This is a genomic window from Nocardiopsis quinghaiensis (assembly GCF_008638365.1).
Taxonomy (GTDB): Bacteria; Actinomycetota; Actinomycetes; order Streptosporangiales; family Streptosporangiaceae; genus Nocardiopsis; species Nocardiopsis quinghaiensis.
On record NZ_VWVU01000006.1, the window covers coordinates 19,079 to 41,845 of the forward strand.

At 70.5% G+C, this 22,767-nt stretch carries 18 protein-coding genes; 10 read left to right on the plus strand and 8 right to left on the minus strand.

Annotation, left to right across the window (positions count from 1 at the left end; translation table 11 throughout):
- Nucleotides 1–34: 34 nt before the first annotated feature.
- A complete protein-coding gene (locus FYX01_RS14030) occupies nucleotides 35–835 on the minus strand; it encodes a hypothetical protein (RefSeq protein ID WP_150241402.1) in 801 nt (266 codons plus the stop codon).
- An 846-nt stretch (nucleotides 836–1,681) separates the two neighbouring features.
- A complete protein-coding gene (locus FYX01_RS14035; protein WP_150241404.1) occupies nucleotides 1,682–2,062 on the minus strand; it encodes a VOC family protein in 381 nt (126 codons plus the stop codon).
- A gap of 887 nt (nucleotides 2,063–2,949) precedes the next feature.
- Between FYX01_RS14035 and FYX01_RS14040 the strand changes: the two genes are divergently transcribed.
- On the plus strand, nucleotides 2,950–3,198 hold the full coding sequence (locus FYX01_RS14040) for a hypothetical protein (protein WP_150241406.1): 249 nt from the start codon (nucleotides 2,950–2,952) through the stop codon (nucleotides 3,196–3,198).
- Between the two features lie 511 nt (nucleotides 3,199–3,709).
- Complete coding sequence (locus tag FYX01_RS14045; RefSeq protein ID WP_150241408.1) at nucleotides 3,710–4,846, plus strand: undecaprenyl-diphosphate phosphatase; 1,137 nt, start codon at nucleotides 3,710–3,712, stop codon at nucleotides 4,844–4,846.
- A gap of 59 nt (nucleotides 4,847–4,905) precedes the next feature.
- Here FYX01_RS14045 and FYX01_RS14050 read toward each other — a convergent pair whose 3' ends face one another.
- Nucleotides 4,906–5,190 (minus strand): hypothetical protein, encoded by a 285-nt coding sequence (locus FYX01_RS14050; RefSeq protein ID WP_223830460.1) that lies wholly within the window; start codon nucleotides 5,188–5,190, stop codon nucleotides 4,906–4,908.
- 542 nt (nucleotides 5,191–5,732) lie between these two features.
- On the opposite strand from FYX01_RS14050, the gene FYX01_RS14055 reads away from it, so the two are divergent.
- From FYX01_RS14055 to FYX01_RS14085, 7 genes are all read left to right on the plus strand, one after another.
- On the plus strand, nucleotides 5,733–6,170 hold the full coding sequence (locus FYX01_RS14055) for a hypothetical protein (protein ID WP_150241411.1): 438 nt from the start codon (nucleotides 5,733–5,735) through the stop codon (nucleotides 6,168–6,170).
- Nucleotides 6,171–6,671: 501 nt separating this feature from the next.
- Nucleotides 6,672–7,475 (plus strand): ABC transporter ATP-binding protein, encoded by an 804-nt coding sequence (locus tag FYX01_RS14060; RefSeq protein WP_150241412.1) that lies wholly within the window; start codon nucleotides 6,672–6,674, stop codon nucleotides 7,473–7,475.
- 14 nt (nucleotides 7,476–7,489) lie between these two features.
- Nucleotides 7,490–8,335 carry an ABC transporter permease gene (locus tag FYX01_RS14065; RefSeq protein ID WP_150241414.1) on the plus strand — a complete coding sequence of 282 codons (846 nt, stop codon included), beginning with the start codon at nucleotides 7,490–7,492 and terminating at the stop codon, nucleotides 8,333–8,335.
- Nucleotides 8,336–8,343: 8 nt separating this feature from the next.
- On the plus strand, nucleotides 8,344–9,456 hold the full coding sequence (locus FYX01_RS14070) for an ABC transporter substrate-binding protein (protein ID WP_150241416.1): 1,113 nt from the start codon (nucleotides 8,344–8,346) through the stop codon (nucleotides 9,454–9,456).
- Between the two features lie 48 nt (nucleotides 9,457–9,504).
- Nucleotides 9,505–10,599: an LLM class flavin-dependent oxidoreductase gene (locus FYX01_RS14075; protein ID WP_150241418.1), complete on the plus strand. Its 1,095-nt coding sequence runs from the start codon at nucleotides 9,505–9,507 to the stop codon at nucleotides 10,597–10,599.
- 238 nt (nucleotides 10,600–10,837) lie between these two features.
- Nucleotides 10,838–11,173, plus strand: coding sequence for a DUF2795 domain-containing protein (locus FYX01_RS14080; protein WP_150241420.1), 336 nt, complete (start codon nucleotides 10,838–10,840; stop codon nucleotides 11,171–11,173).
- Nucleotides 11,174–11,275: 102 nt separating this feature from the next.
- Nucleotides 11,276–12,157, plus strand: a complete 882-nt coding sequence (locus FYX01_RS14085; RefSeq protein ID WP_150241422.1) for an aminoglycoside phosphotransferase family protein — start codon at nucleotides 11,276–11,278, stop codon at nucleotides 12,155–12,157.
- A 129-nt stretch (nucleotides 12,158–12,286) separates the two neighbouring features.
- On the opposite strand, the gene FYX01_RS14090 is transcribed toward FYX01_RS14085, so the two are convergent.
- A complete protein-coding gene (locus FYX01_RS14090) occupies nucleotides 12,287–13,165 on the minus strand; it encodes an alpha/beta fold hydrolase (RefSeq protein ID WP_150241424.1) in 879 nt (292 codons plus the stop codon).
- A gap of 231 nt (nucleotides 13,166–13,396) precedes the next feature.
- Here FYX01_RS14090 and nhaA point away from each other — a divergent pair, with 231 nt between their 5' ends.
- Complete coding sequence (nhaA, locus tag FYX01_RS14095) at nucleotides 13,397–14,668, plus strand: Na+/H+ antiporter NhaA (protein ID WP_150241426.1); 1,272 nt, start codon at nucleotides 13,397–13,399, stop codon at nucleotides 14,666–14,668.
- Between the two features lie 70 nt (nucleotides 14,669–14,738).
- Here the strand turns inward: nhaA and atzF are convergent, their stop codons facing one another.
- The 4 genes from atzF to FYX01_RS14115 all read right to left on the minus strand — a co-directional run bounded on the left by atzF (nucleotide 14,739) and on the right by FYX01_RS14115 (nucleotide 22,673).
- Nucleotides 14,739–16,466, minus strand: a complete 1,728-nt coding sequence (gene atzF / locus FYX01_RS14100; protein WP_150241428.1) for an allophanate hydrolase — start codon at nucleotides 16,464–16,466, stop codon at nucleotides 14,739–14,741.
- The gene (gene uca, locus FYX01_RS14105; protein WP_150241430.1) at nucleotides 16,466–20,122 is read right to left on the minus strand and encodes an urea carboxylase; all 3,657 of its coding nucleotides are present in this window, start codon (nucleotides 20,120–20,122) and stop codon (nucleotides 16,466–16,468) included. The genes atzF and uca overlap by 1 nt, the downstream gene beginning before the upstream one ends.
- Before the next feature lie 51 nt (nucleotides 20,123–20,173).
- Nucleotides 20,174–20,887 carry a GntR family transcriptional regulator gene (locus tag FYX01_RS14110; protein ID WP_223830461.1) on the minus strand — a complete coding sequence of 238 codons (714 nt, stop codon included), beginning with the start codon at nucleotides 20,885–20,887 and terminating at the stop codon, nucleotides 20,174–20,176.
- Between the two features lie 220 nt (nucleotides 20,888–21,107).
- Entirely contained in the window at nucleotides 21,108–22,673 is a 1,566-nt protein-coding gene (locus FYX01_RS14115; protein WP_150241435.1) for an SLC13 family permease, read from the minus strand.
- Nucleotides 22,674–22,767: the final 94 nt, after the last annotated feature.

The window sequence follows — 22,767 nt, forward strand, 5'->3', positions numbered from 1 at the left end:
ACTAGTCAACGCTTTCTCCTTCTCCTGGATTCATTCATTTCTCTGAATTTCGACTTTGCTCCAAGACTCCATTGAATTCGTCAACAACAAAGCTGTAGATTGTTCCGCTACTCTTGCAGACCACATTAGGGACCTGCCCGCGCCGCTGACTATGGCTGTACAATGTTACGACAGCTCTGGCATCAAATCGATACAGGCTAAACACCAAGTCACCCTTGCGATAGTAGACTTGCACCTCAGCACCTTCTGGATTTCGAAGCCCGATGAAATCGCGCCTAGCTTCTTCAATTGCTGAACGCAGGTCGCCCTCCGTCATGTCGAACCTACGTGCAAGAGTTGAAACGGTTTCGGAACACTCAGGATCAGGAAGAATTACCCTGATTCGCGCGCCTTTTACTTGCGCGAGATCGCGCAGCCGCTCCAGGTGTGAATTTCTCCATGTTCGCGCATAAGCTACGAATATATCCAGCTCGCGCACACCCCTAAATAGTTCACCCCAGTCGGGGTCTGAGACGTAATCTGTACCGATACTCTGAATACCAGAGGCTTCAATGTCACCCATTGCTCGGGAATTTTCAAATATCTCTCGAGCAAATGCACGCTTCCCAAGAAGCTCCCATATTAGCGCTAGAGAAACGGATACGACTAGAATCGATCCCAGTTGATTAACAAGAGCCTGGACCCCATCACGCCCTATCCAGAAGCGCTCTATACTTCCCAAGTAGAGAAGGAGGATACCAATGAAAGAAACAGCGACAGCTACTAAAATGAACTTAGCCGTCAACAGCTCGCGAAATGGCCGATTATGCTGTGAGCTTCTGATTTCAGCCTCCATGGCTCGAGAGTACGCTGAGCTTCGGACATTTTCGTGCCCAGCGTGTGGGCCACGTCTGGCGAGTCCTGATCTCCGTGCTCTGCAGACGTTGCTCACCTTAGTTGCAGACCTGCCGAGTTGACCGTCGATCGACAGGGGTTGCCTAGGCACAGGTGGCAGACAGAGAGAGGACCGATGGCAATACCATCGGCTCCTGTGAGTACAGAACGAGTGGTGCCCAAGGCGTTCATGACGTCCAGAGCGCACGCACGAGGCCCTAAGGACGCACTTCAGCACCATCACGGCAGCTACGCGAAGTCACGGTTCGGTAATCCTTGACGACCACCGAACCGTGACCAGCAAACTTGATCCGCGCCTCGTGGGCCGCCGGATTGGCTCCGTTGTGGCTCCGCTGTTCAGGAACCCGGTAGTCCTTGATGGACTCCTGTGGTCTCCGGTAGCACGACGGCGGCCGGACGACCAGGAACGAAGCCGTACATATGGGGCAGTACAGCAGGTTTCCCGCAGACTTTTAATCCGCGAGTTCAGGGTTCGATCCCCTGGGGCCCTACCACCGGAACCCCAGGTCAGGACGGCCTTCCCGCCGCCACCGACCTGGGGTTACCTCATGCCCGGCACCTCGAAAGAGCTCCGTGCTTGCCCCGGTGCGAGGTGGGTGCTCCCCACCTCACGAGGTCCCCGAGGACCCCGCTCCACCGCGGAGCCGCACCCGAACGGACAGACCCCGGCCCGACCCCCACTGCTGTACCGTCCGCACACGCCCACCAACGTCCCACAGCCGCCCGCACGCCCACGGGGCCAGGCCAGGCCACAAGTCCCCAGGGGCCGAGGCGTGGCCGGTGAACGTCAGAGTGGGTCGAGGCGGGCCTTGAGCAGGCAGAACTCGTTGCCTTCGGGGTCGGTCAGGACATGCCACTGCTCCTGCCCTGTCTGGCCGATGTCGGCCGGGCGGGCCCCGAGCCCCAGAAGGCGTTCGAGCTCGGCGTCCTGATCGCGGTCGGTGGCGTTGACGTCGATGTGCAGCCGGGGCTTCCCCTTCTCCGGCTCGTCCCTGCGGCTGAGGATGATCGTCGGCTGCGGACCGCCGAACCCTTCGCGCGGCCCGATCTCCACCGTGCCGTCGTCCTCGCGAGCGATCACGACGAAGTCCAGGACCTCGCACCAGAACCGCGCCAGCACCTCCGGGTCGCGGCAACCGAGCACGAGCTCACTGATACGGCATGCCATGAACGGAACCTGTCTCTCAGCCTGGGAACCGCCGGGGGAGACCACACGCGAACCTCGTGGGCTCCCAGCAGTGGGAACAATCCCGCGATCGTAACGGATGAGGCGAACACGGCCGAAAGGATTTCGGGGCCGGCCCTGTCCGGGCGGTCGGACAGGGCCGTCGGCGTGAAACGCCGAACTGATGCCCACTCACTTCGCAGCGTTCTCAGCGCTTCCGGCACACGTACGTCGAATCGCCGATGGACTTGGTCCGCGCCTCGCGAACGGCCGAATCAGCTCCGTTGTGGCTCCGGCGCCCCGGCACCCGGTAGTCCCCGGTGGACTTCCGTAGTCGTCGGTAGCCCGACGGAGAACGGGCATTCTTGAACGAATCTACCTATACAGGGACAAACTGACCATTTCCATATGGACTTTCAGTCCGCAGGTCCAGGCCTCGGCCCCTGGGGCCCCACCACACGAGCCCCCAGGCCAGAGCGGTCTTCCCGTCGCCATCGACCTGGAGTTTTCTCATGCCCGCTCCCGTTCCGCGGCCTCGCGGAAACCGCGCGGCGGGCGGCCGGTGAGGCGCTGGACGGTGCCGGTGGTGCGGGCCCGTCTGATGGTCTTCACCACCAGGGCCCTGGACTCCCGTGCGCCACTGGGCTGAGAGCCGGTCGGCCCCGGTTCGTCAGTGCCGGTCCCCGTCCGCTGGCGGGGACGACGGCGCCCACCGAAACGTAGGAGTCCGTACGGCGGGTAGGTAGGATCCGTGAGCGGGTGGGCCGAGACGTACAAGCCGAGTCGCGGCCGCGCTCATGGACGCCGGAACCGGGTGGCCGGTCCACTCCCCTCTCCGCTGGGCAGGCGACCGGCCCGGTCCCGCACCCCGACCCCGTAGGAGGCACCCCGTGAGCGACACCTCGATCACCACCACCGTCCAGCTCTCCATCAGCCAGCCCGACGCCGACGACGTCAAGGTGTTCTGGCATGAGGACAACCCCGAACTCCTGGCCCTGGCCCTGGTCGACGTGGCACCCGGGGTGACCCTGCACCTGCACGACGACATCAGGGACCGCCCCTACCTGGACAAGCTGATCGCGACCCTGTCCGAGGTGCGCGACCGGATGTCCGAGCGGGCCCGGGGCCAGGGCGCCTGAGCCCCGTCGCCGGGCAGGGCCCCTGGAGGGAGGGGCCGGGGCCGGCGGGAGCACTTCCCGTGTGCCTACGCCTGCCTACGCCCTCCCTGCCCTTGGAGGTCTGGTCAGTGCGAGCGGTGCCGACTCCGACGGCCTCGCCGGTCCCGCGGAACGCCTCTCCCCCGTCGCACGGTTCGACGACACTCACATCCGCTACACGCTGGGACGGCGGCAGGACAGGGGGAGACGGGGAAGGTGGCGTCCGTGACCGCGCACCGGTCCCACCTGGACGCGCTGCCCGACGGCCTGCGGGGCTGACGGGCCCGCCGCGCCCCAGACCGGCTGTCCGCCGTGGCCGCCGCGGATCCTCGGCCCGTACCCTGACCGCCCACGATCCGCTCCTCGGTGACGTGCCGATCCGGAGTTCTCAGTAAGCTTCGTGGACCATCCCCTTTCCCGAGCGCGTCTCTCGCCGTGCCCGTGACAGTCGTCGCCCCACTGGCGACCGAAGCAGCCTGGAGCAGACTCTGCCGTGTCCATCTTCGAAGCAATCATCCTTGGCCTGGTCCAGGGGCTGACCGAGTTCCTACCGATCTCCTCCAGCGGGCACCTGCGCGTGGTGTCGGCACTCTTCGGCTGGCCCGATCCCGGCGCCGCCTTCACGGCCGTCAGCCAGATCGGCACCGAGCTGGCCGTGCTGATCTACTTCCGGAAGCGGATCTGGGCGATCCTGTCGACGTGGACGAGATCGCTCGTCAACCGGGACCTGCGGAGCGACGTCAACGCGCGCATGGGCTGGTACGTCATCCTCGGGTCGGTCCCCATCGTGGTCCTCGGCCTGCTCCTTGAGGACCAGATCGACAGCGTCTTCCGGGACCTGCGCCTGATCGCGTTGAACCTCATCATCTTCGGCGTGATCCTCGGCGTGGTGGACACGTACTCGCGCAAGCACCGCACGCTGGAGGATCTCAACATCCCCCGCGGCCTGACCTTCGGCCTCTTCCAGGCGCTCGCCCTGATCCCCGGCGTCTCGCGCTCGGGCGGAACCCTCACGGGCGGGATGCTGCTCGGCTTCAAGCGCAAGGACGCGGCCGAGTACGCCTTCCTGCTGGCGCTGCCCGCGGTCTTCGGAGCCGGCGTGTACAAGCTGACCGACATCGGCGACCAGGAGTACGCCGGGTGGGGCGCCACCATCGTGGGAACGGTCATCGCGGGCGTCGTCGGCTTCGCGGTGATCGCCTGGCTGATGCGCTTCATCACCACGCACAGCTTCATGCCGTTCGTCTACTACCGCGTCGGTCTGGGCGTCCTCGTCCTGGCCCTGGTGAGCTTCGGCGTGCTCGACCCGGAGGGCGGCGCGGAGTCGCAGCCCGCCCAGAACGAGATCGTCATCGTGGAGGAGACTCCCGGGGAGGACTCCGAGCCCACCTCCGACCCGTCTCCGGAACCCTCCGCCGAGCCCACCGGGGAACCCTCCGAGGAGCCCAGCCCGACCGTCGACCCGGTGACCGGCTGGGAGATCGACCCCGAGGTGGGTCTTCCGCGCAACCCCGACACCGGCCTCTACCACGATCCGGACCTGGGGATGGACGTGGACTACGACGCCTCGACCGGCATGGCCACCAACCCCGTGACCGGAGAGACCTACGACCCCAAGGCGTCCGGGTAGGCCCGAGCGGAGTCCGCGCGGGGCCCGGCCGGGAGTACGCGCCGGGCCCCGCGACGCGGTCAGCCGCCGAGGTTCCTCACCGCCGTGTCCAACCGACGCGCGAGGGCCTCGGCCTCCTCCCGCGTCGGTTCCCCGCCCTTCTCCGGTACGAGGTCACCGCGTTCGGCCACACGCAGCGCGCCCTCGTAACGCGGGTCGTCGAGTTCGGCCGCCTCCACGACCTCGGCCTGGCCCCGGTGAACGATCAGCACCGGGTCTCCGTCCTCCGTACTCAGCAGCCGAGTCACATGCTCGGCATGGACGATCGCCACCACTGCCTCCTGCTCGCTGGTCTGCCGGAACACCTGCTTCCTCCCCTGCCCGGGTACGGCGCCCGGGAACATCCCGTGGCACGTGCGGGCTCTCCGCCCTCCGCCCCCGGTCCCGTCCGGAAGGGGCCGGGGGCGGCCACGCGTCAGCGGCAACTCCGACACCTCTAATCCCGACATATCACCTCAGGACCGGACATCATCCCACATATCGGAACGCGAGCATTTTCCGCTCAGATATCCCCTCCCGGTGAACAACGGGCACACCCCGACCCGGGCCCCGGGCGAACACCGTCTGAACTGGCGCTCTTCCAAAGGCAGGAAGAGGGAGAATTCTGGGACCGCGTTCCCCGCCCTTCTCCTTACCAGTGAGTAACCAAGGAGCCGTGCCCAGGAGGCCACGGACAGCACCGGGAGGGCCCGCCACGCCGGGGCTCGGGGCACGAGCCGAGGGATGTGAGTCACGACACTAGTAATATGGAAAAACCCAGGTCGGAACACCGGAGATCTTTGATACGGAGGTGCCCACAGATAACCAAGGTGCTTGTGTGATCTGCGTGCATTAAAGTTTCCTTGTTATGGTGCATTCAGCGGAAAGCCCCCCGCCGGAGGAGATAGCACGACCGGCTCGGCAGGGCAACACAGAACTCACCAGGGCGCTCTCCGCCTACCTGGGAACCGAACTCACTCCCCGCGAGTTCACTCTCGCGGACGGGACGCGGATCGGGGTCGACGGCGCCGACGGGGGTCGGCCGACCGTCCTGGCCCAGTTCTCGCCCCTGCACGGACCGGTCAAGTCGGCGCAGCGCAACAAGGTCATCGCGGACGCCTTCAAACTCGTCTGGCTGCGCGACCGCCACTTCCCGGACGCGCGCGTCCTCCTGGTGCTGGGCGAACCACTCGCCAAGCTCTTCGGGCGCGGCGCCTGGCTGCCCGCGGCGTTCGCCACGCACCGGATCACGGTCGCCATCGCCGACGACCAGCACAGAATCCGAGCCCTCGATATCAGTACGTGATCAACGCTTCATAACGCGTTAATAAGCAATCCCTATCATTCGACGCGTCAACGATCCCCGCGGGCCGTCGACATGCTCCTTCCGCCCGCTCTCCATCGAAGGTCTCTAGCTCCCCATGCCCGGAGACAGCCATCTGGAGGGTGTCCCATGGGTTCTCCCCATGCGGCCGAGCTCATCCGCGTTTCCGGCCCGCGTACAGGAACGAACCCCCGCGTACCCGCCACGTCCCTGACCGGGACGCGCTGTGTGCCCCGTTCCGGACCCGTGTCGCCCGGCCTCCTGCTCGGCTGATGACGCCGCACCCGGTGACCTGCGCGCTCCTCTTCGCCCCTCCAGTACTTATTCACCATGAAGACACGGTGTGCAATCATCCGATCACACCCTCCAAGGAGCAGGTATGGCATCCCCACACCCCGGCCATCCGGAAACAGCCGGAGGCCACGCGTTCCCGAACGGCCCCGCGCACGTCCGTGTGCTCCGGCTCGAAGCCCTGGACGCCACGTGAGCGACGACCGGATCGAGGTACGCGGACTCACCAAGACCTACGAGGGCGGTGACCCCCGCCGCCCCGCACTCGACGGCATCGACCTGGACGTCTCCCGCCGCCGCTTCGTGAGCCTCATCGGCCCCAGCGGCTGCGGCAAGTCCACCCTCCTGCGGGTGATCGCCGGTCTGGAGGACCACGACACCGGCGCCGTCACCGTCTTCGGCTCCACGCCCAAGAGCATGTGCGAGGCCAAGGCGGTGGGCCTGGTCCCCCAGACCCCCGCCCTGCTGCCGTGGCTGAACGTGCGGCGCAACGTGTCCCTTCCCGCCAGGGTCAACCGCCGGGCGGGACGGGGCAGCGAGGACCCCGACCTCCTGCTGCGCATGGTCAGTCTGGAGGACGCCGCGCACAGGTACCCCCACGAACTGTCCGGCGGGATGAAGCAGCGCGTCGCCATCGCCCGCGCCTTCGGACTGCGGCCCGACCTGCTGCTGATGGACGAGCCCTTCTCCGCCCTGGACGAGTTCACCCGCGAGGCGCTCCAGCTCCAACTCCTGGGCCTGTGGGAGCGGATGTCCACGACGGTCGTGTTCGTCACGCACTCGGTGCGCGAGGCGGTCACCCTCTCCGACGAGATCGTCGTGATGTCGGCCCGGCCCGGCCGTGTACACGAGGTGCTGCCCGTCGCCCTGCCCCGTCCCCGTGACGAGGCCGTGGTGACCGGGCCGCTCATGCACGCCCTGGAGGACCGGGTCCGCGCGTCCCTGCAGTCCGCGTGGGAGGTCGGAGCCGCTCCCGACGACCTCGTCCACCAGTGAGAGGAGGAGAGACCATGGCCACCACCACACCCGTGCGTTCCCGCTCCGGCGGCGCTGCGCCCGTGCGCCGCCGCGGCGCTCGCACACACGGCTCCGCCCTGAGGCCGGGCGTGTGGCTGCCCACCGCCGTGGCGGTGCTGCTCGTCGGCCTCGCCTGGTCGGCGATCGCCGCGGACCAGCCCTACCTCCTGCCCCCGCTGGCGGAGGTCGGGGCGATCCTCGTCGAGGACCCCCTGCTGTTCCTGGCCAACGCCTGGTCCACACTCAGCATCGCCCTGCTGGGCGTGGCCTGCGGCGCGGGTACGGCGTTCTTCCTCGCCCTGCTGATGTCGGAGATCCCGGTGCTGCGGCGCGCGATCATGCCGCTGGCGGTGGTCCTGAACGTGACCCCCGTCGTCGCGCTCGCCCCCGCCCTGGTCGTGGCCTTCGGGTTCGGTATGGCCCCCAAGGTCATCGTCACCGCGATCATCACGTTCTTCCCCGTGCTCATCAACGTGACCACCGGCCTGCGGTCGGTGTCCGTCCCCGTCCTACACGTCTTCTCGACCCTGCACGCCTCCCGCATGGAGGTGCTGTTGCGGCTGCGTGTTCCCAGCAGCCTCCCCTACACCCTCGCCGCGCTGCGAGTGGTGTTCCCCCTGTCCATCGTGGGCGCCGTGGTCGCCGAGTTCGTCGCGGCCGGGTCCTCAAGCGGACTCGGCACGATGATCCGCAACGCGGCCGCGACCGCCCGCTTGGAGTACGTCTACGCGGCCGTCGCCTGCCTGGCCGTGATGGGCGTGCTGATGCTCGCACTCATCACCATCCTCGAACGCAGGCTGCTGTTCTGGCACGAGTCCCAGCAGCGAACCACCTCCTAAGGAGCCCCATGAGCACTCCGCCCTCGCACCCCCGCGACCGACGCCTGCGCCCCGTCCTGGCGACGGTCGCGGCGTCGGTCCTCCTCCTCACCGCGGCATGCGCCGAAGGTGAGGCGACCGACGAAGCACCCGAGATCACCAGCGTGATCGACGAGGAGCGCTGCGAGACCAACCGCGCGGCCGGGACGGTCACCTACATCACCGGCTACCAGTACCAGGCCTCCGTCAGCATCCTGGAGGCCGTCGCGGCCGACGCCCTGGGCTACTTCGAGGCCGTGTGCCTGGACGTGGAGATCCAGCCGGGCAGCGGCGACACCATCGGCAACTCACAGCTGGTGTCCGCGGGCACCGCGCACTTCACGTCCCTGGGCAACGAGGCCGAGGTCCTCCAGGCCAACGACGCCGGACACGACGTCATCGGCATCGCCACCTACGGGCACGTTCCCATCGCCAGCCTCCTGACCGGCACCGGCATCGAGGCGCTCGAGGACCTGGAGGGCACCACCCTGGGCCACAAGGGCATGCTGCCCGCGCCGCTGGAGGCCATGCTGGTCGCCGACGGCGTCGACCTCGACAGCATCGAGATCGTGGAGGTGGGCTACGACCCCAGCGTGCTGCCCCGCGACCAGGTGCAGGCGCTGACCGCGTTCCGCTCCAACGAGCCGTTCCTGCTCTCGGACATGGACGAGGACTACAACGAGTGGCTTCCCGAGGACTACGGGGTCGTCGGCTCGTTCGGCGTGATGGCCGCCAACCCCGAGTGGGCCAAGGAGAACCCGACGGTGGTCGAGGACTACCTGCGGGCGCTCTCCCAGGCCTTCTCGTACTGCCAGGAGAACGGCGAGGAGTGCGTCGGGTACGCCGCCGAGCTGGCCGAGGCCGGATACGACGTCGACCACAACCTGCGGATCTGGAACTCCGAGCAGGAGCTGGTCAACGCCTCCACCCCCGATGACGCCACGGTCGGCTACATCGACCTGACCCTGACCGAGGCCGAGGGCCGGACGCTCGTCGACAACGGTCAGCTCGACGAGATGCCCGACGTGGAGCCCCTGTTCGACCCCCGGTACCTGGAGGCCGTCCACGTCGCCTCCGAGGTGACCTGGACCGGCGGCGAGTAGGCACCGAAAGGTGCACAGCGCACAAGAGCGACAACCGAGGAGCCAAGGATGGCAGCACCAGGCGGGCCTCCGGCCGCCGAAACCGAGTACGGCATCTTCCTTCCCATCGGCAACGGGGGGTGGATCGTCTCGGAGACCTCACCGCACCCGGAGGCGACCTACGAGTACAACAAGAAGACCGCGGTCCTCGCCGACGCCTACGGACTCGACTTCGTCATGTCCATGGGCAAGTGGCGCGGCTACGACGGTGCGACCGACCACTGGGGACGGACCCTGGAGTCGATGACGATGATGTCGGGGCTCGCCGAGGCCACCGAGCACGTCAAGGTGTGGGCGACCGTCCACACGAACCTGTTCAACCCGGCCATCGCCGCCAAGATGTACACCACCCTCCAGGACATCAGCGGCGGCCGGGCGGGGATGAACATCGTCGTGGGCGCCTACGCGGGCGAGTTCGCGCAGATGGGCCTGTGGCGGGAGGACCTCGGGCACGCCGACCGCTACCGGTACACCGAGGAGTGGACCACCGTCCTCAAGAGGCTGTGGACCGAGGACTCGGTGACCCACCACGGCGAGTTCTTCCAGCTCGACGACTGCCGTTCCCGTCCGCATCCCGACCCGGCTCCGGCCCTGATCAGCGCGGGCCGCTCCGACACCGGTCTGGACTTCCAGGCCCGTCACTGCGACGGCTCGTTCCTGACCGCGCAGGACCTGCCCGGCCTGCGCGATGCCAGCCGCGACGTCAAGGAGCGCGCCGCCAAGCAGGAGCGGAGCATCAAGACGTACTCGATGCTCACCGTCATCATGGCCGACACCGACGCCGCCGCCGAGGAGCGGAGGCTGGAGTACGGTCGCGGTGCGGACGTCGACGCGATCGTCAACCTCAAGCTGTCCTGGGGCCTGCCCCTGGACAAGGCCCTGTCGCTGACCTCCGAGAGGCCCGAGGACGAGGCGTTCCAGACGCCGTTCGTCACCGGCTCGCCCGAGACGGTGGCCGGGAGGATCCGCGAGATCGTGGAGTACGCCGAACTCGACGGCCTGATGCTGATCTTCCCCGACTACCACGCGGACATGGTGGAGTTCGGGGAGAGGGTCCTGCCGCTGCTGCGCCCGGGCCAGGAGGCGGAGGCGGAGCGGGGCTGACGGGCCGCCCCCACCGCACCGCCCGGCCGCCCGTGGCGGGGATCCGCCCGGGGCCGGGCGGTGCGGTGCGTCCCGTGTCCGCCGGACTCCCGTGTCCCGCCGGGTCCGCGGCGGCGGGACCGACGATTGGGTCCGCTCCGATCGGGTAGCAGCCTCCGTGTCCTGGCAGGTCAGACCGCTCACCGCCGCTGAACGGCGTGGAGCGGTCCGGCCCTCGCACGAGACGGAGGGACTGACGATGAGCGTCAAGCATGGGATCAAGGGGCTGCAGCAAATCCTGGGCGAGGTGGACTTCCCCGCGGGCAAGGACCGGATCGTGGAGCACGCCCGGGACGCGGAGGCCGACGAGGAGCTGCTCAGCGCCCTGCGGGCGATTCCGCCGGCGGACTACTACCAGCCCGAGGAGGTACTGCGCTCGGTGCCCCTGCCCCGGTCCGACACGGACTCCCATCCCGAGTCCGCCCGCGCGCAGCACCGTCGAGAGCACCGCAAGCCCGGCATGGCCGAGTCAACGAAGGAGACCAGGCCGGTCAACCCCATCGAGGACGAGCTGGGCGAGAACCGCAAGGCCTGACCCGCGCACCGCGGGGCCGCCCCGGATCCGGTCCGACCGGGTACACCGGGGCGGTGGGCGCGCCGGCGGGGAGCGCCCGGCGGCGTGGCGGATCATGGACGCATGAACACCCCTGCCGCGGACGTCGACGTCACCGTCCCGCTCGTCGAGCGGCTGCTCCGGGAACAGTACCCCGACCTGGCCCGCCTCCCCCTCGTTCCCCTCGCCAGCGGATGGGACAACACGATCCTGCGCCTGGGAGGGAACCTCACCGTCCGGCTCCCCCGGCGCGAGTCCGCCGCCGCCCTGGTCCTCAACGAACAGCGCTGGCTGGGGCGGATCGCCGACCGGGTCGGCGTCGCCCTCCCCGTCCCGGTGCGCACCGGGGTGCCCGGCTGCGGCTATCCCTGGCACTGGTCCGTCAACCGCTGGTTCGAGGGGCGCACCGCCGCCGTCCTGCCGGTTCCCGAGCGGCGCCGCCTGGCCCGCCCCCTGGCCGGGTTCGCGGCCCGCATGCACGTGCCCGCCCCCGACGACGCCCCGGCCAACCCCTTCCGCGGCGTGCCCCTGACCGCCCGGTACGCGCGTGTGCGCGAACGCCTGGACGCGGGCCCGTTCCCCCGCGCGGGCGAACTCCTGTCCCTGTGGGAACGGCTGACCGCCACCCCGGCGTGGCCGGGACCGCCGCTGTGGCTCCACGGCGACCTGCACCCCGCCAACATCCTCGTCACCTCCGAGGGCGCACCGGAACTGGCGGCCGTCCTGGACTTCGGCGACCTGACCTCGGGGGACCCCGCCACCGACCTGGCCGTGGCCTGGCTGCTGTTCGACGCCCCCGGCCGCGCCGCCTTCCGTGCCCGGCTGGAGGAGCTCTGCCCGGTGGACTCCGACACCTGGGACCGCGCCCGGGCCTGGGCGCTCCTCTTCGGGAGCCTGCTGTACGCCTCCGACGACGCGCCTCTGGCGTCGGTCGGCGCGCACGCCCTCGAACAGGTGCTGGCCTGAAGCCGGTCGTCACGCGTGTGTTCCGAGGGCGCGCATCCGAGGGCACGGCAGTGGCCGAACGGTGCGGACGATCCGGCCTGCGGCCCGTGGGGGGAGCAGCCCCGGTCCGCCCCTCCAGGACCGCCCGGGTCAGTCCACCGAGCGCAGCAGTTCGGCGACCCGCTCGGGCTGCTCGTTCAGGGCGAGGTGGCCCGCTCCCTCCATGACTGCCACGTCCGCGTCCAGGAAGCGGCGGGCCGGGCCGTGCAGGCGCGCGGGCGAGTAGAGCGCGTCGTGGGAGCCGGTGGCCACGATGACCGGGGTGCCCTCCCAGGGGCGCAGGCACTCCAGCGGCAGCGGCCCCGGGGCCAGGCTGGTCCGGCAGTGGCGACCGACCAGCGTCATCCACCCGGCGTAGGGGTGGACGCCCGTGGTGACGTGTCCGGGGCCGCTCATGAAGTTGAGCAGGCGGGTGCTCTTGCCCTCGTGCGGACCGATCATCCACGGCAGGGCGACCCGCATCAGCTCCGGGCTCTTGGCCGCCGTGGTCAGGCCCGCGGGGCCGACCAGCACCAGGGCGTGGACCAGCTGCGAGGGCTTCGCGGCCAGGGCGACGGCGGCGCCGAGCGAGTGGGCGAGCACGGTGACGGGGCGCTCGGTGAGCTGCGGGAGCACCTCGTCGAACCAGGAACCGTAGGCCGAGGCCCGGTCCGTCCTGGGGCGTACACCGGCGCTGAGGCCGGGTTGTCCGGGCAGATCGGCCAGGAGGACCCGGCGGTCCCGGGCGATGACCCGGGCGGTGTCCACCGAGGTCGCCGAGTTGAAGTTGGTCCCGCTCAGGACGAGTACCGGCGTGGCGTCCCCGCCGGGGGCGCGGAAGGCGCGGGTGGCTCCGAGAGCGGTGTCCAGTTCGGGCAGCGCGGTGAGCTCCGGCCAGTCGGCGAGACGTCTCCCGCACCAGGCGCGGACCTCGCGGGCCCCGGCCTCGGAGCGGTAGACACGCACACCTTGCGGGTTCGAATCGGGCATGAGCCACCTGCTGTTTCGGGGTAGGAGACAGCGACCGCCGACCAGTCTTCCCGGCACACCTGCGGAAGACTGTACTCACCGACCTCCGGGCGCGCCATCCGAATCGGACACATAGCCCCTGGGCTGGACATTTACCACCCCTTCCGGGAGCATGGGCGAGGCGCACTGGCGCCTAGGTGTGCCGGGAAGACTGGTCGGCGAGTCCTTCCGTCGTATTCCCGAAAGGTGCCCATGAGCATCGACCCGATCGAGCACTCCCCAGGTCCAGGAGTGCTCTCCCGTTTCGCCGACGCGCTCCGCAGCGACAGCGTCGGCGGTTTTCTGTTGATCGGAGCCGCGGCCCTCGCACTTGTCTGGATCAACTCCCCGTTCGGTGAGGTCTACGAGAGCCTGCGCGCGATCACCTTCGGACCGGAGTTCCTGCACCTGGACCTGACGCTGGAGACCTGGGCGGCCGACGGCCTCCTCGCCGTCTTCTTCTTCGTCGTCGGCAACGAGCTCAAACAGGAGTTCGTCCACGGCGAGCTGCGCAATCCCAGACGTGCCATGCTGCCGATCGTCGCCGCCATCTGCGGCATGATCGTGCCCGCCGCGATCTACGTCGCCATCAACATCACCTCCCCCGAGACCATCCAGGGGTGGGGTATCCCGATGGCGACCGACATCGCCTTCGCCCTCGCCATCCTCGCGGTGGTCGGCCGCGGACTGCCCGTGGCACTGCGGACCTTCCTGCTGACGCTGGCGATCGTGGACGACCTCGGCGCGGTCATCGTCATCGCGGTGTTCTACACCTCGGGCATCGACTTCGTGGCACTGCTGGCCGCCGCCGCCGGTCTGGTGGTGTTCTGGTACCTGCAGCGGGGCAGGGGGCTGGCCGCCTCGCTCAACGCGTCGGTGGTCCCCAACTGGCTGGTCTACGTGCCCCTGGCCGCGGCGATCTGGTTCCTGGTCCACGAGAGCGGCGTGCACGCCACCATCGCGGGCGTGGCGATGGGACTGCTGATGCGCACCAGCGCGCTGCCCGGCGAGACCCACGACCCCAGCCACGGTGTGGAGCAGCTGCTGCGCCCCTGGGCCTCGGGGCTGGCCCTGCCGATCTTCGCGTTCTTCTCCGCCGGCGTGGTCTTCGACGGCTTCGGCGACATCGTCACCGACTCGGCCGCCCTGGGCATCACCGCCGGCCTGATCCTCGGCAAGGTGATCGGCATCGCGGGCGGCTCGTGGCTGACCACCAAGGTGAGCAGCGCCGAGCTCAACCCCAGCCTGAAGTGGATCGACATCGTCGGCATGTCGCAGCTGGCCGGTATCGGCTTCACCGTCTCACTGCTGATCAGTGAGCTGTCGTTCCTGGGCGCTCCGGAGCACCTGGCGCACGCCAAGACGGGTGTGCTGGTCGCCTCCCTGATCGCCACCCTCCTGGCCACGGGCATCCTGGGTTTCCGGGCCAGGCACTACCGGAAGCTGGGCCGCCCGGTCGACCCCACGAACCTGCCCGCCGAGTAGGCGGACGCGAGGACGCGACGGCACGGGCCCGTCGTCCCGGAACCCGCCGGGACGACGGGCCCGCCGCTGTTCAGCCCCTCCCCGAGGCCAGGTGGGCGAGCCATCCGCCGCGGTGGCTGATGTCCTCGGCGCCCTCGGCGGCGGCGGGGTCACAGGTGAACCCGACCACCGCGCGACCGTCCGCCAGGGTGACCGCTCCCAGCGCCATGGGCGGGGGCAGGGCGGCCAGGAAGGCGCCGAGCCCCGCCGGGGAGATACGCCAGACCTCGCATCGCAGGGAGGTGCCCCGTCCGTTCGTCCGGAGCACGCCGGGTTTGGACGGCACCGCCGCTGACCTCCCGTCGGGCGCGGCGGACCCGGGCAGGGCGACCATGCGGTAGTCCGCGCTGGTGAGCGCCTCCTCCACGAACCGGGCTCCCAGACCGGTGAGCTGGTGGTTGAGCGGCTGACCGCGCAGGTGCGCGCCGAACACCGCCAACTCCACGCCCGGCGCGGGGTAGGCCTCCCCCGGATCCTCACCGACCAGGCCCGCCGCCAGGTCGAGGGCCACCTGGTCCTCGAACGCGCGGGTGAGCACGCTGACCCCGAAGGGCCGTCCGTCGGCGGTGCCGGCGGGCACCGCCACCGCCGCCATGTCCAGCAGGTTCACGAAGTTCGTGTACGTTCCCAGGCGCGAGTTGGCCCCCACCGGGTCGGCCGCCACCTCCTCCAGGGTGGGGTGGCCGACCGTGGTCGGCAGGAGGAGGGCGTCGAACCCGTCCAGGAGCCGGCGGGCCTCGGCCCTGTGGGAGGCCAGCCTGTGCTGGTCCGCGGCGAGCCGGTGGGCGGGGACGCCCTCCGCCGCCAGGATGATCGCGGAGACGGTGGGGTCGGCCCCCTCGGGGTGGCCGGCCAGGAACTCCCCCACGGCGGCGTAGCGCTCGGCGACGACCGCACCGTCGTAGAGCAGCCGCGCCGCCTCCAGCAGGGGGGACACGTCGACTTCCCCCGTCCGCACTCCGAAGGCGCGCAGCGCGTCGACGGCCTTCCGGAAGGCCGCCCGTTCCCCGTCCTCGAGCGGTGCCAGCGCCTCGTCCGAGGGAACCGCCACGCGTCCCCCGGGCCGGGCGGCGAGCCGCACGTCGGCGGGCCAGTCGCGGCTGAACGGGTCCCCGGGTTCGGGGCCGGTCATCACGGCCAGGGCGGCGCGGCCGGAGGCCAGGTCCCGGGAGAACACGGTGACGCAGTCGTAGGGGCGGGCCGCGGGGACCACACCGGAGGACGGGACCAGGCCGAGCGTCGGCTTGAGTCCGACGATGCCGTTCAGGGCGGCGGGCACCCGGCCGGAACCGGCGGTGTCGGTGCCCAGGGCGATGTCGGCCATCCCCAGGGCCACGGCCACGGCCGAACCCGAGCTGGACCCGCCGGAGATCCGCTCCGGGTCGTGGGCGCCACGGACCGCGCCGTGGGGGCTGCGGGTGCCGACCAGCCCGGTGGCGAACTGGTCGAGATTGGTCTTGCCGAGCACCAGGGCGCCCGCGTCCACCAGCCTGCGCACGCACGGCGCGCTCGCCGCGGGGGTGAACGCGTACCCGGGGTGGGCGGCCGTGGTGGGGAGGCCCGCCACGTCGATGTTGTCCTTGACCGCAACGAGCGTCCCCGCCAGCGGCAGCTCCTCTCCTGAGGCGAGCCGGTCCTCCAGCGCCTCTGCCTCCACGGCCAGCTCCCGTTCGGGGCGCAGGGTGATCCAGACCTCGGGCCGGTCGGCCCCGGTGATCCGGCGGTAGGCGGAGCGGACACGGTCGGTGGGAGCGGGCATCAGGCGGACCCTCCTTGGGCGATGACGGCCATGGCGCTCCCCGGTTCGAGGTGCTGGCCCGGTGTGACGAGGATGTCCGAGACCCTTCCCGTTCCGGGGGACCGGACGACGACCTCCAGCTTCATGGCCTCCAGGCGCACGAGGGGCTGCCCCTCCTCCACCAGGTCGCCGGGAGCCACGTCCACCTTCCAGACGGAGGCGGACAGGGGCGCCTCGACGAGGCGGGCGCCGGGCGGCAGGTCCGGTGCGGACGGGACGACGGGCTCGGGCTCGGGCCTGTCCTCGAACTCTCCGGAGGCCTCCCACGCCCGCCGCTCGGCCTCGAAGGCCGCGGACCGGCGGCGCTCGAACTCCCCGATGGAGTCGGCGTTCTCCGCGAGGAAGCGCTCGTGGTCGGCCAGGACGAACTCCCCGTCCGCGACGGCGAGTTCGTGGCGTCCGGCCAGCAGGTCGGCGCGGATGTCCAGGAGTTCCTCGTGGCCCACGGGGTACCAGCTGATCCGGTCGAAGAACCTCAGCAGCCACGGGGTGCCGGGTTCGAACGGGCCGTACTGGCGCAGTCCGGACCACACGGGGACCGTGCGGCCGATGAGCTGGTAGCCGCCGGGGCTCTCCATGCCGTACACGCACAGGTAGGCGCCGCCGATGCCGACCCCGGCCTCGGGGGTCCAGGTGCGCGCTGGGCTGTACTTGGTGGTGACCAGGCGGTGGCGCGGGTCGAGCGGGGTGGCCGCCGGGGCGCCCAGGTACACGTCGCCCAGGCCCAGGACCAGGTAGGAGGCGTCGAAGACGGTGTCGCGGACCTGGTCGACCGAGTCGAGGCCGTTGATCCGGCGGATGAACTCGATGTTGTCGGGGTTCCAGGGCGCGTCGTCGCGCACGCCGGTCCGGTAGCGGGCGATGGCCTCGTGGATGGACGGGTCGTCGTAGGACATCGGCAGGTGCAGGGTGCGGCTGGGCACCCGCAGCCGCGAGGTGGGCGGCAGCTGCCCCTCGATCTCCCGGAGCAGGCCCAGGAGGGTGCGCAGCGGCAGGACCCGCGGGTCGGTGTGCAGGTGCAGGGAGCGGACGCCGGGGGTGGAGTCGACGATGCCGGGCGGTGCGGCCTGGCCGAGGGCGGCCATGAGGGCGTGGACCCGCATGCGCAGGCCCAGGTCCAGGGACATGGGCCCGTACTCGACGAGGAGGTTGTCGTGGCCGCCGCGCCGGTAGGTGACCTCCGGTGTGCCCTCGTCCGCCGGGACGCGGGCGAGGACGCCGTCGTCGCCGTCCGCTCCGCTGCCGCGCAGGAGCGCGGCGGCCTCGGGGGCGGTGTGGATCCTCTCGGCCGCGGCCTCGGTCACCGGGTGGAAGCGCACGGTGTCGCCGGGGCGCAGCTGGCCGACCTTCCACCGGGACCCGCTGACCACGGTGACGGGGCAGACGAACCCGCCCAGGCTGGGGCCGTCGGGGCCGAGCAGGACGGGCGTGTCGCCGGAGAGGTTGACGGCGCCGACGGAGTAGGCGGTGTCGTGGATGTTGGAGGGGTGGAGTCCGGCCTGGCCGCCGTCGGGGCGCGCCCAGGACTGTTTGGGACCGGACAGGCGGACCCCGTTGCGCGCGGACTGGGAGTGCACCCTCCAGGCGGTGGCGTAGAAGGCGGCGAGCCCCTCCCGGGTGAGGAACTCCGGTGCGGCGTGCGGCCCCTCGGACACCTCGATGTCCCAGTGGGAGCCCGTGCCGTCCGCGGATCGACCGGCGGCGGTGGCCTCCGGAGCGGTGTCCGCCATCCCGGACGGGCCCGGGATCCCGGGCCGCTCGGCCTCGGGGACGGGCCTGGGCGCGGGCGCGTCGGCGGGCTCCGGCAGGGACCGGAGCACGTCCCCGGGGCGCAGGGCCCGGCCGCTGTGGCCGCCGTACCCGCCGGCGGTGAACGTGGACGCGCTGCCCAGGTACTCGGGGACGTCCAGCCCGCCCCGGACCAGTACGTAGGTGCGCATGCCCGGTCCCCGGCAGGCTCCGACGTCGAGCAGGCCGCCCGCCGGCACCCGCACAGGTTCCCACTGGAGGGCCGGGACGCCGTCCACGGTGACCCCGGCGGGCGCACCGGTCACGCACACGGTGGCGGCGGCGGAGAAGCGCAGGGCGGGGCCCTCGATGGTGCACTCCAGTCCGGGGGCGCCCTCGGGGTTGCCCAGGGCACGGTTGCCCAGGCGCAGGGAGAGGTCGTCCATGGCGCCCGACGGCGGGACGCCGACCTGCCAGTAGCCGGTGCGTCCGGGGAAGTCCTGGACGGTGGTGAGGGTCCCGGCCCGCTCCACCTCGACGCGCGGCTCCCGGTCGCCGATCCCGGCGCAGGTGGCCGTGGTGTGTCCGACGGCTCGGACGTCCTCGTGGCGGGCCAGGGACCGCAGGAGGCCCAGGTTGGTCTGGAGCCCGTCGATCCGGACACCGGCCAGCGCGGCGGCGAGCCTCTCCAGGGCGTCGGCCCGGTCCTCGCCGTGCACGATGACCTTGGCGAGCATGGGGTCGTAGTCGCTGGTGACGAACTGCCCGGCCTCCACCCAGCCGTCCACGCGCACCCCCGCGGGGAACTCGACCCGTGTGAGCAGGCCGGAGCTGGGCCGGAATCCGTGGGCCGGGTCCTCGGCGTACACGCGGGCCTCGACCGCGTGGCCGGTGCGCGCCGGCCCTTCGGGGGGAAGGCCGGCGAGGACGTCCTCGCCGCGGGCCAGGCGGAGCATCCAGGCGACCAGGTCCACCCCGGTGACCTCCTCGGTCACCGGATGCTCGACCTGGAGGCGGGTGTTGACCTCCAGGAAGGACGCCTCGCCGCGTTCGACGTCGTAGACGAACTCGACCGTCCCGGCGCTGCGGTAGGACACTCCGGCGCAGAGCTCGCGCGCGGCGCGGTGGAGTTCGGCGCGCAGCTCCGCGGGCAGGCCGGGGGCGGGCGCCTCCTCGACGACCTTCTGGTTGCGGCGCTGCAGGGAGCAGTCGCGGTCCCCGAGGGTGACCACCCCGCCGTTCCCGTCACCGAAGACCTGCACCTCGATGTGCCTGGCCCGGGAGACGAAGCGCTCCACGAACACGCCGCCACCGCCGAAGTGGGTCCGGGCCATCCGGCTGACCTGGTCGAAGGCGGAGCGCAGGGACTCCTCGCCTGAGCAGGGCCGCAGTCCGATGCCGCCTCCGCCCGTGGTGGACTTGAGGATGACGGGGTAGCCGATGTGCTCGGCGGCGGCGACCGCCTCCTCCACGTCGGCGAGGACATCGCTGCCCGCGACCATGGGCAGTCCGGCGGCGGCCGCGGCCTTGCGCGCGGTGTGCTTGTCGCCGAACTCCTCCAGGTGGCGGGGCTCGGGTCCGACGAACACCAGGCCCGCGTCCTGGACGGCGTCGGCGAATCCGGCGCTCTCGGACAGGAAGCCGTATCCGGGGTGGACCGCTCCCGCTCCGGAGGCAGCGGCCGCGGCCAGGACGCGTTCGGTGTCCAGGTAGCTCTCGGCGGCGGGGGCGGGCCCCAACCGGACGGCCTCGTCGGCGAGGCGGGTGTGCGGCGCGCCCGCGTCGGCGTCGGAGTAGACCGCGACGGTGCGCAGGCCGAGTCCTCGGGCGGAGCGGATGACGCGGCAGGCGATCTCGCCGCGGTTGGCGACGAGCACGGAGTCGAACACGCTGGCTCTCCTTGGTCCGGGGGCTTGTGTGCTGCGGTGCGCGGGGAGAGGTCAGGGGACGTGCGCGTGCAGCGCCATCCGGGTCAGGGCCCGCCGGGCGCGTTCCAGGACGACCTCCATGGAGGCGCCGACGTGCTCGTACATGGCGTGGTAGGCGGCGTCCAGCTCGCCCGCGACGAGGTGCTCGGCGATCCCGACGTGCTCGTCGACGGTGGAGGTGATCCGGTCCTCGGTGAGGAAGTCGTACATGCGCACCCTGCGGATACGCCGGTTGACGGAGACCAGGGAGTCGGTCAGCGCCCCGTTCCCGGAGGCCCGGGACAGCGCGGCGTGGTACTCCTCGTCGAGGAGGACGAAGGAGGGGTCCGGCGGGGGCGGGTCGGCGCGCAGGCCCCGCCAGCGCTCCAGCTCTGCGGCGAGGATCGCGGGATCGTGCCGGACACCGGGGTCCTCCGTGGCACGCGCGATGCCGCGCAGTTCGAGGGTGACCCGGAGCTCGTAGAGGTCGCGGAGTTCGACGAGGTTGGGAACGGTGGCGTAGAAGCCGTTCTCGCGCCGTTCGACCAGCCCGTCGGAGTGCAGGCGTGCCAGCGCCTCGCGTACCGGGGTGCGGGAGACGCCGAAGCGCTCGGCGAGCCGGACCTCGCCCAGCCGGGTGTGGGGGCCGGTCCTGCCGCTCAGGACCTCCTCGCTTATCAGGGCGTAGACCCTGTCGCGGCGCGGGGTGGCCGTCGCCTCCACCAGCGGTTCGGGACGTGTATACATCCGTGTGTCCATGGGGACCGACGCTAGGGAGGACGTGTTTCGGCGGACCTCCGCCAGGGTGAAGCGTGGGTTTCCTCGTGTTTCGGCGTGTTCCACGCCTGCTCGCGCCCTGTGCCCGGGCACGGCGCGAAGGGCGCCGCGGCCCGGAAGGACGGAGGACCCGTCCTCCACCGGTACCGCGGCGCCCGTGGGCGCCGTCCGCCCCGTGCGGGCGCCGACGTCAGAGGCTGATGCCCAGCGCCCAGCTCATGAGGCCGTACATCGCGCCGAGGACGAGGACGATCGCGGCGAGGTTCAGCCAGAGGCCGCCGCGCATCATCTGACCGATCCGCACGTGGCCGGTACCGAAGACGATCGCGTTCGGCGGGGTGGCCACCGGCAGCATGAAGGCCATGCTGGCGGCGAGGACGGCCGGAACGACGAGGATCATCACGTCGACGTCCATACCGAGCGCCACACCGCCGAGGATCGGCAGGAAGGTGGCGGCGGTGGCGGTGTTGCTGGTGAGCTCGGTCAGGCCGAGGACCAGGGCGGCGACCGCCAGGATGACGACCCAGAGGGGGACGCCCGCCAGGGCGGAGACCTGTCCGCCGATCCAGGTGCTCAGCCCGGAGGCGGTGAACTGCGAGGAGACGGCCAGGCCGCCGCCGAAGAGCAGCAGGACACCCCACGGGAGCTGGACGGCGGTCTCCCAGTCCAGCAGGCGGGTCCCGCGGTCGACGGGGATGAGGAACAGCGCGATCGCGGCGGTCATCGCGATGACCGCGTCGCCGAGGCCGCCCAGCCACGGGGCGGCGGAGGCGACGGCCCCGATGTCGGCCAGGACCGGGACGAAGATCCAGGAGAGCGCGGCGAGGGCGAAGACGGTGAGCACCATCTTCTCGGCGCGCGACATCGGGCCCATCCCGGCGAGTTCACCGCGGATCAGGTCCTGCGCGCCCTCGACCTTCCGGGTCTCGGGGCGGAAGACGCGGACCAGGACGAACCAGGCGATGAGCAGGAAGACCGCGGCCAGGGGGACGCCGGCCGTCATCCACTGGCCGAAACCGATGTGGACGTCGTGGTTCTCGGCCAGGTAGGCGACCATCAGGACGTTGGGCGGGGTGCCGATGATGGTGGCGACCGAACCGATGGAGGCGGCGTAGGCGATACCGAGCATGAGCGCGGTGGCGAAGTTCGCGTCCGTCCTCCCGTTGCGGAACTGGGTGATGAGCGCGACGACCGAGATGCCGACGGGCAGCATCATCACGGCGGTCGCCGTGTTCGAGACCCACATGGAGATGAACGCGGTCGCGATCATGAAGCCGCCGACGAGACCGGCGGTGTTGGATCCGACCTTGGAGACGATGGTCAGCGCGATCCGCTTGTGGAGGTTCCACCTCTGCATCGCCAGGGCGAGCATGAAGCCGCCCATGAACAGGAAGATGGTGTCCGAGCCGTAGGACGGGGCGACGTCGTCGACGGACGTGCCCTGGACCATGACCGGGAAGAGCACCAGGGGCAGCAGCGAGGTGGCGGGGATCGGGATGGCCTCGGTGGCCCACCAGATGGCGATGAACGCGGTGATGCCCGCGACGGCCCGGCCGTTGGCCGACATGACCGGATCGCCGTCCTCCCCCTCGCCGAGGGGCATGGGCATGTCCGGCATGAGGAAGTGGACCAGCAGACCGACCAGCGGACCGGCGACCAGGCCGATGAGTCGGGAGCGGGGGTAGCTGTTCGCGGGCTTGCCGTCCTGTGTGGGCGACATGGTGTCCGGCGCGTCGACACCCTTCGGGGACGCCATGGATTCCTCCTGTTGACGGGCGAGTGGGGGGCGGGGTTCGCCCACCGGGGGACTCCTGCGTCTCACTGGGTTTTCCTGCCGGTTTCCCCCGGGT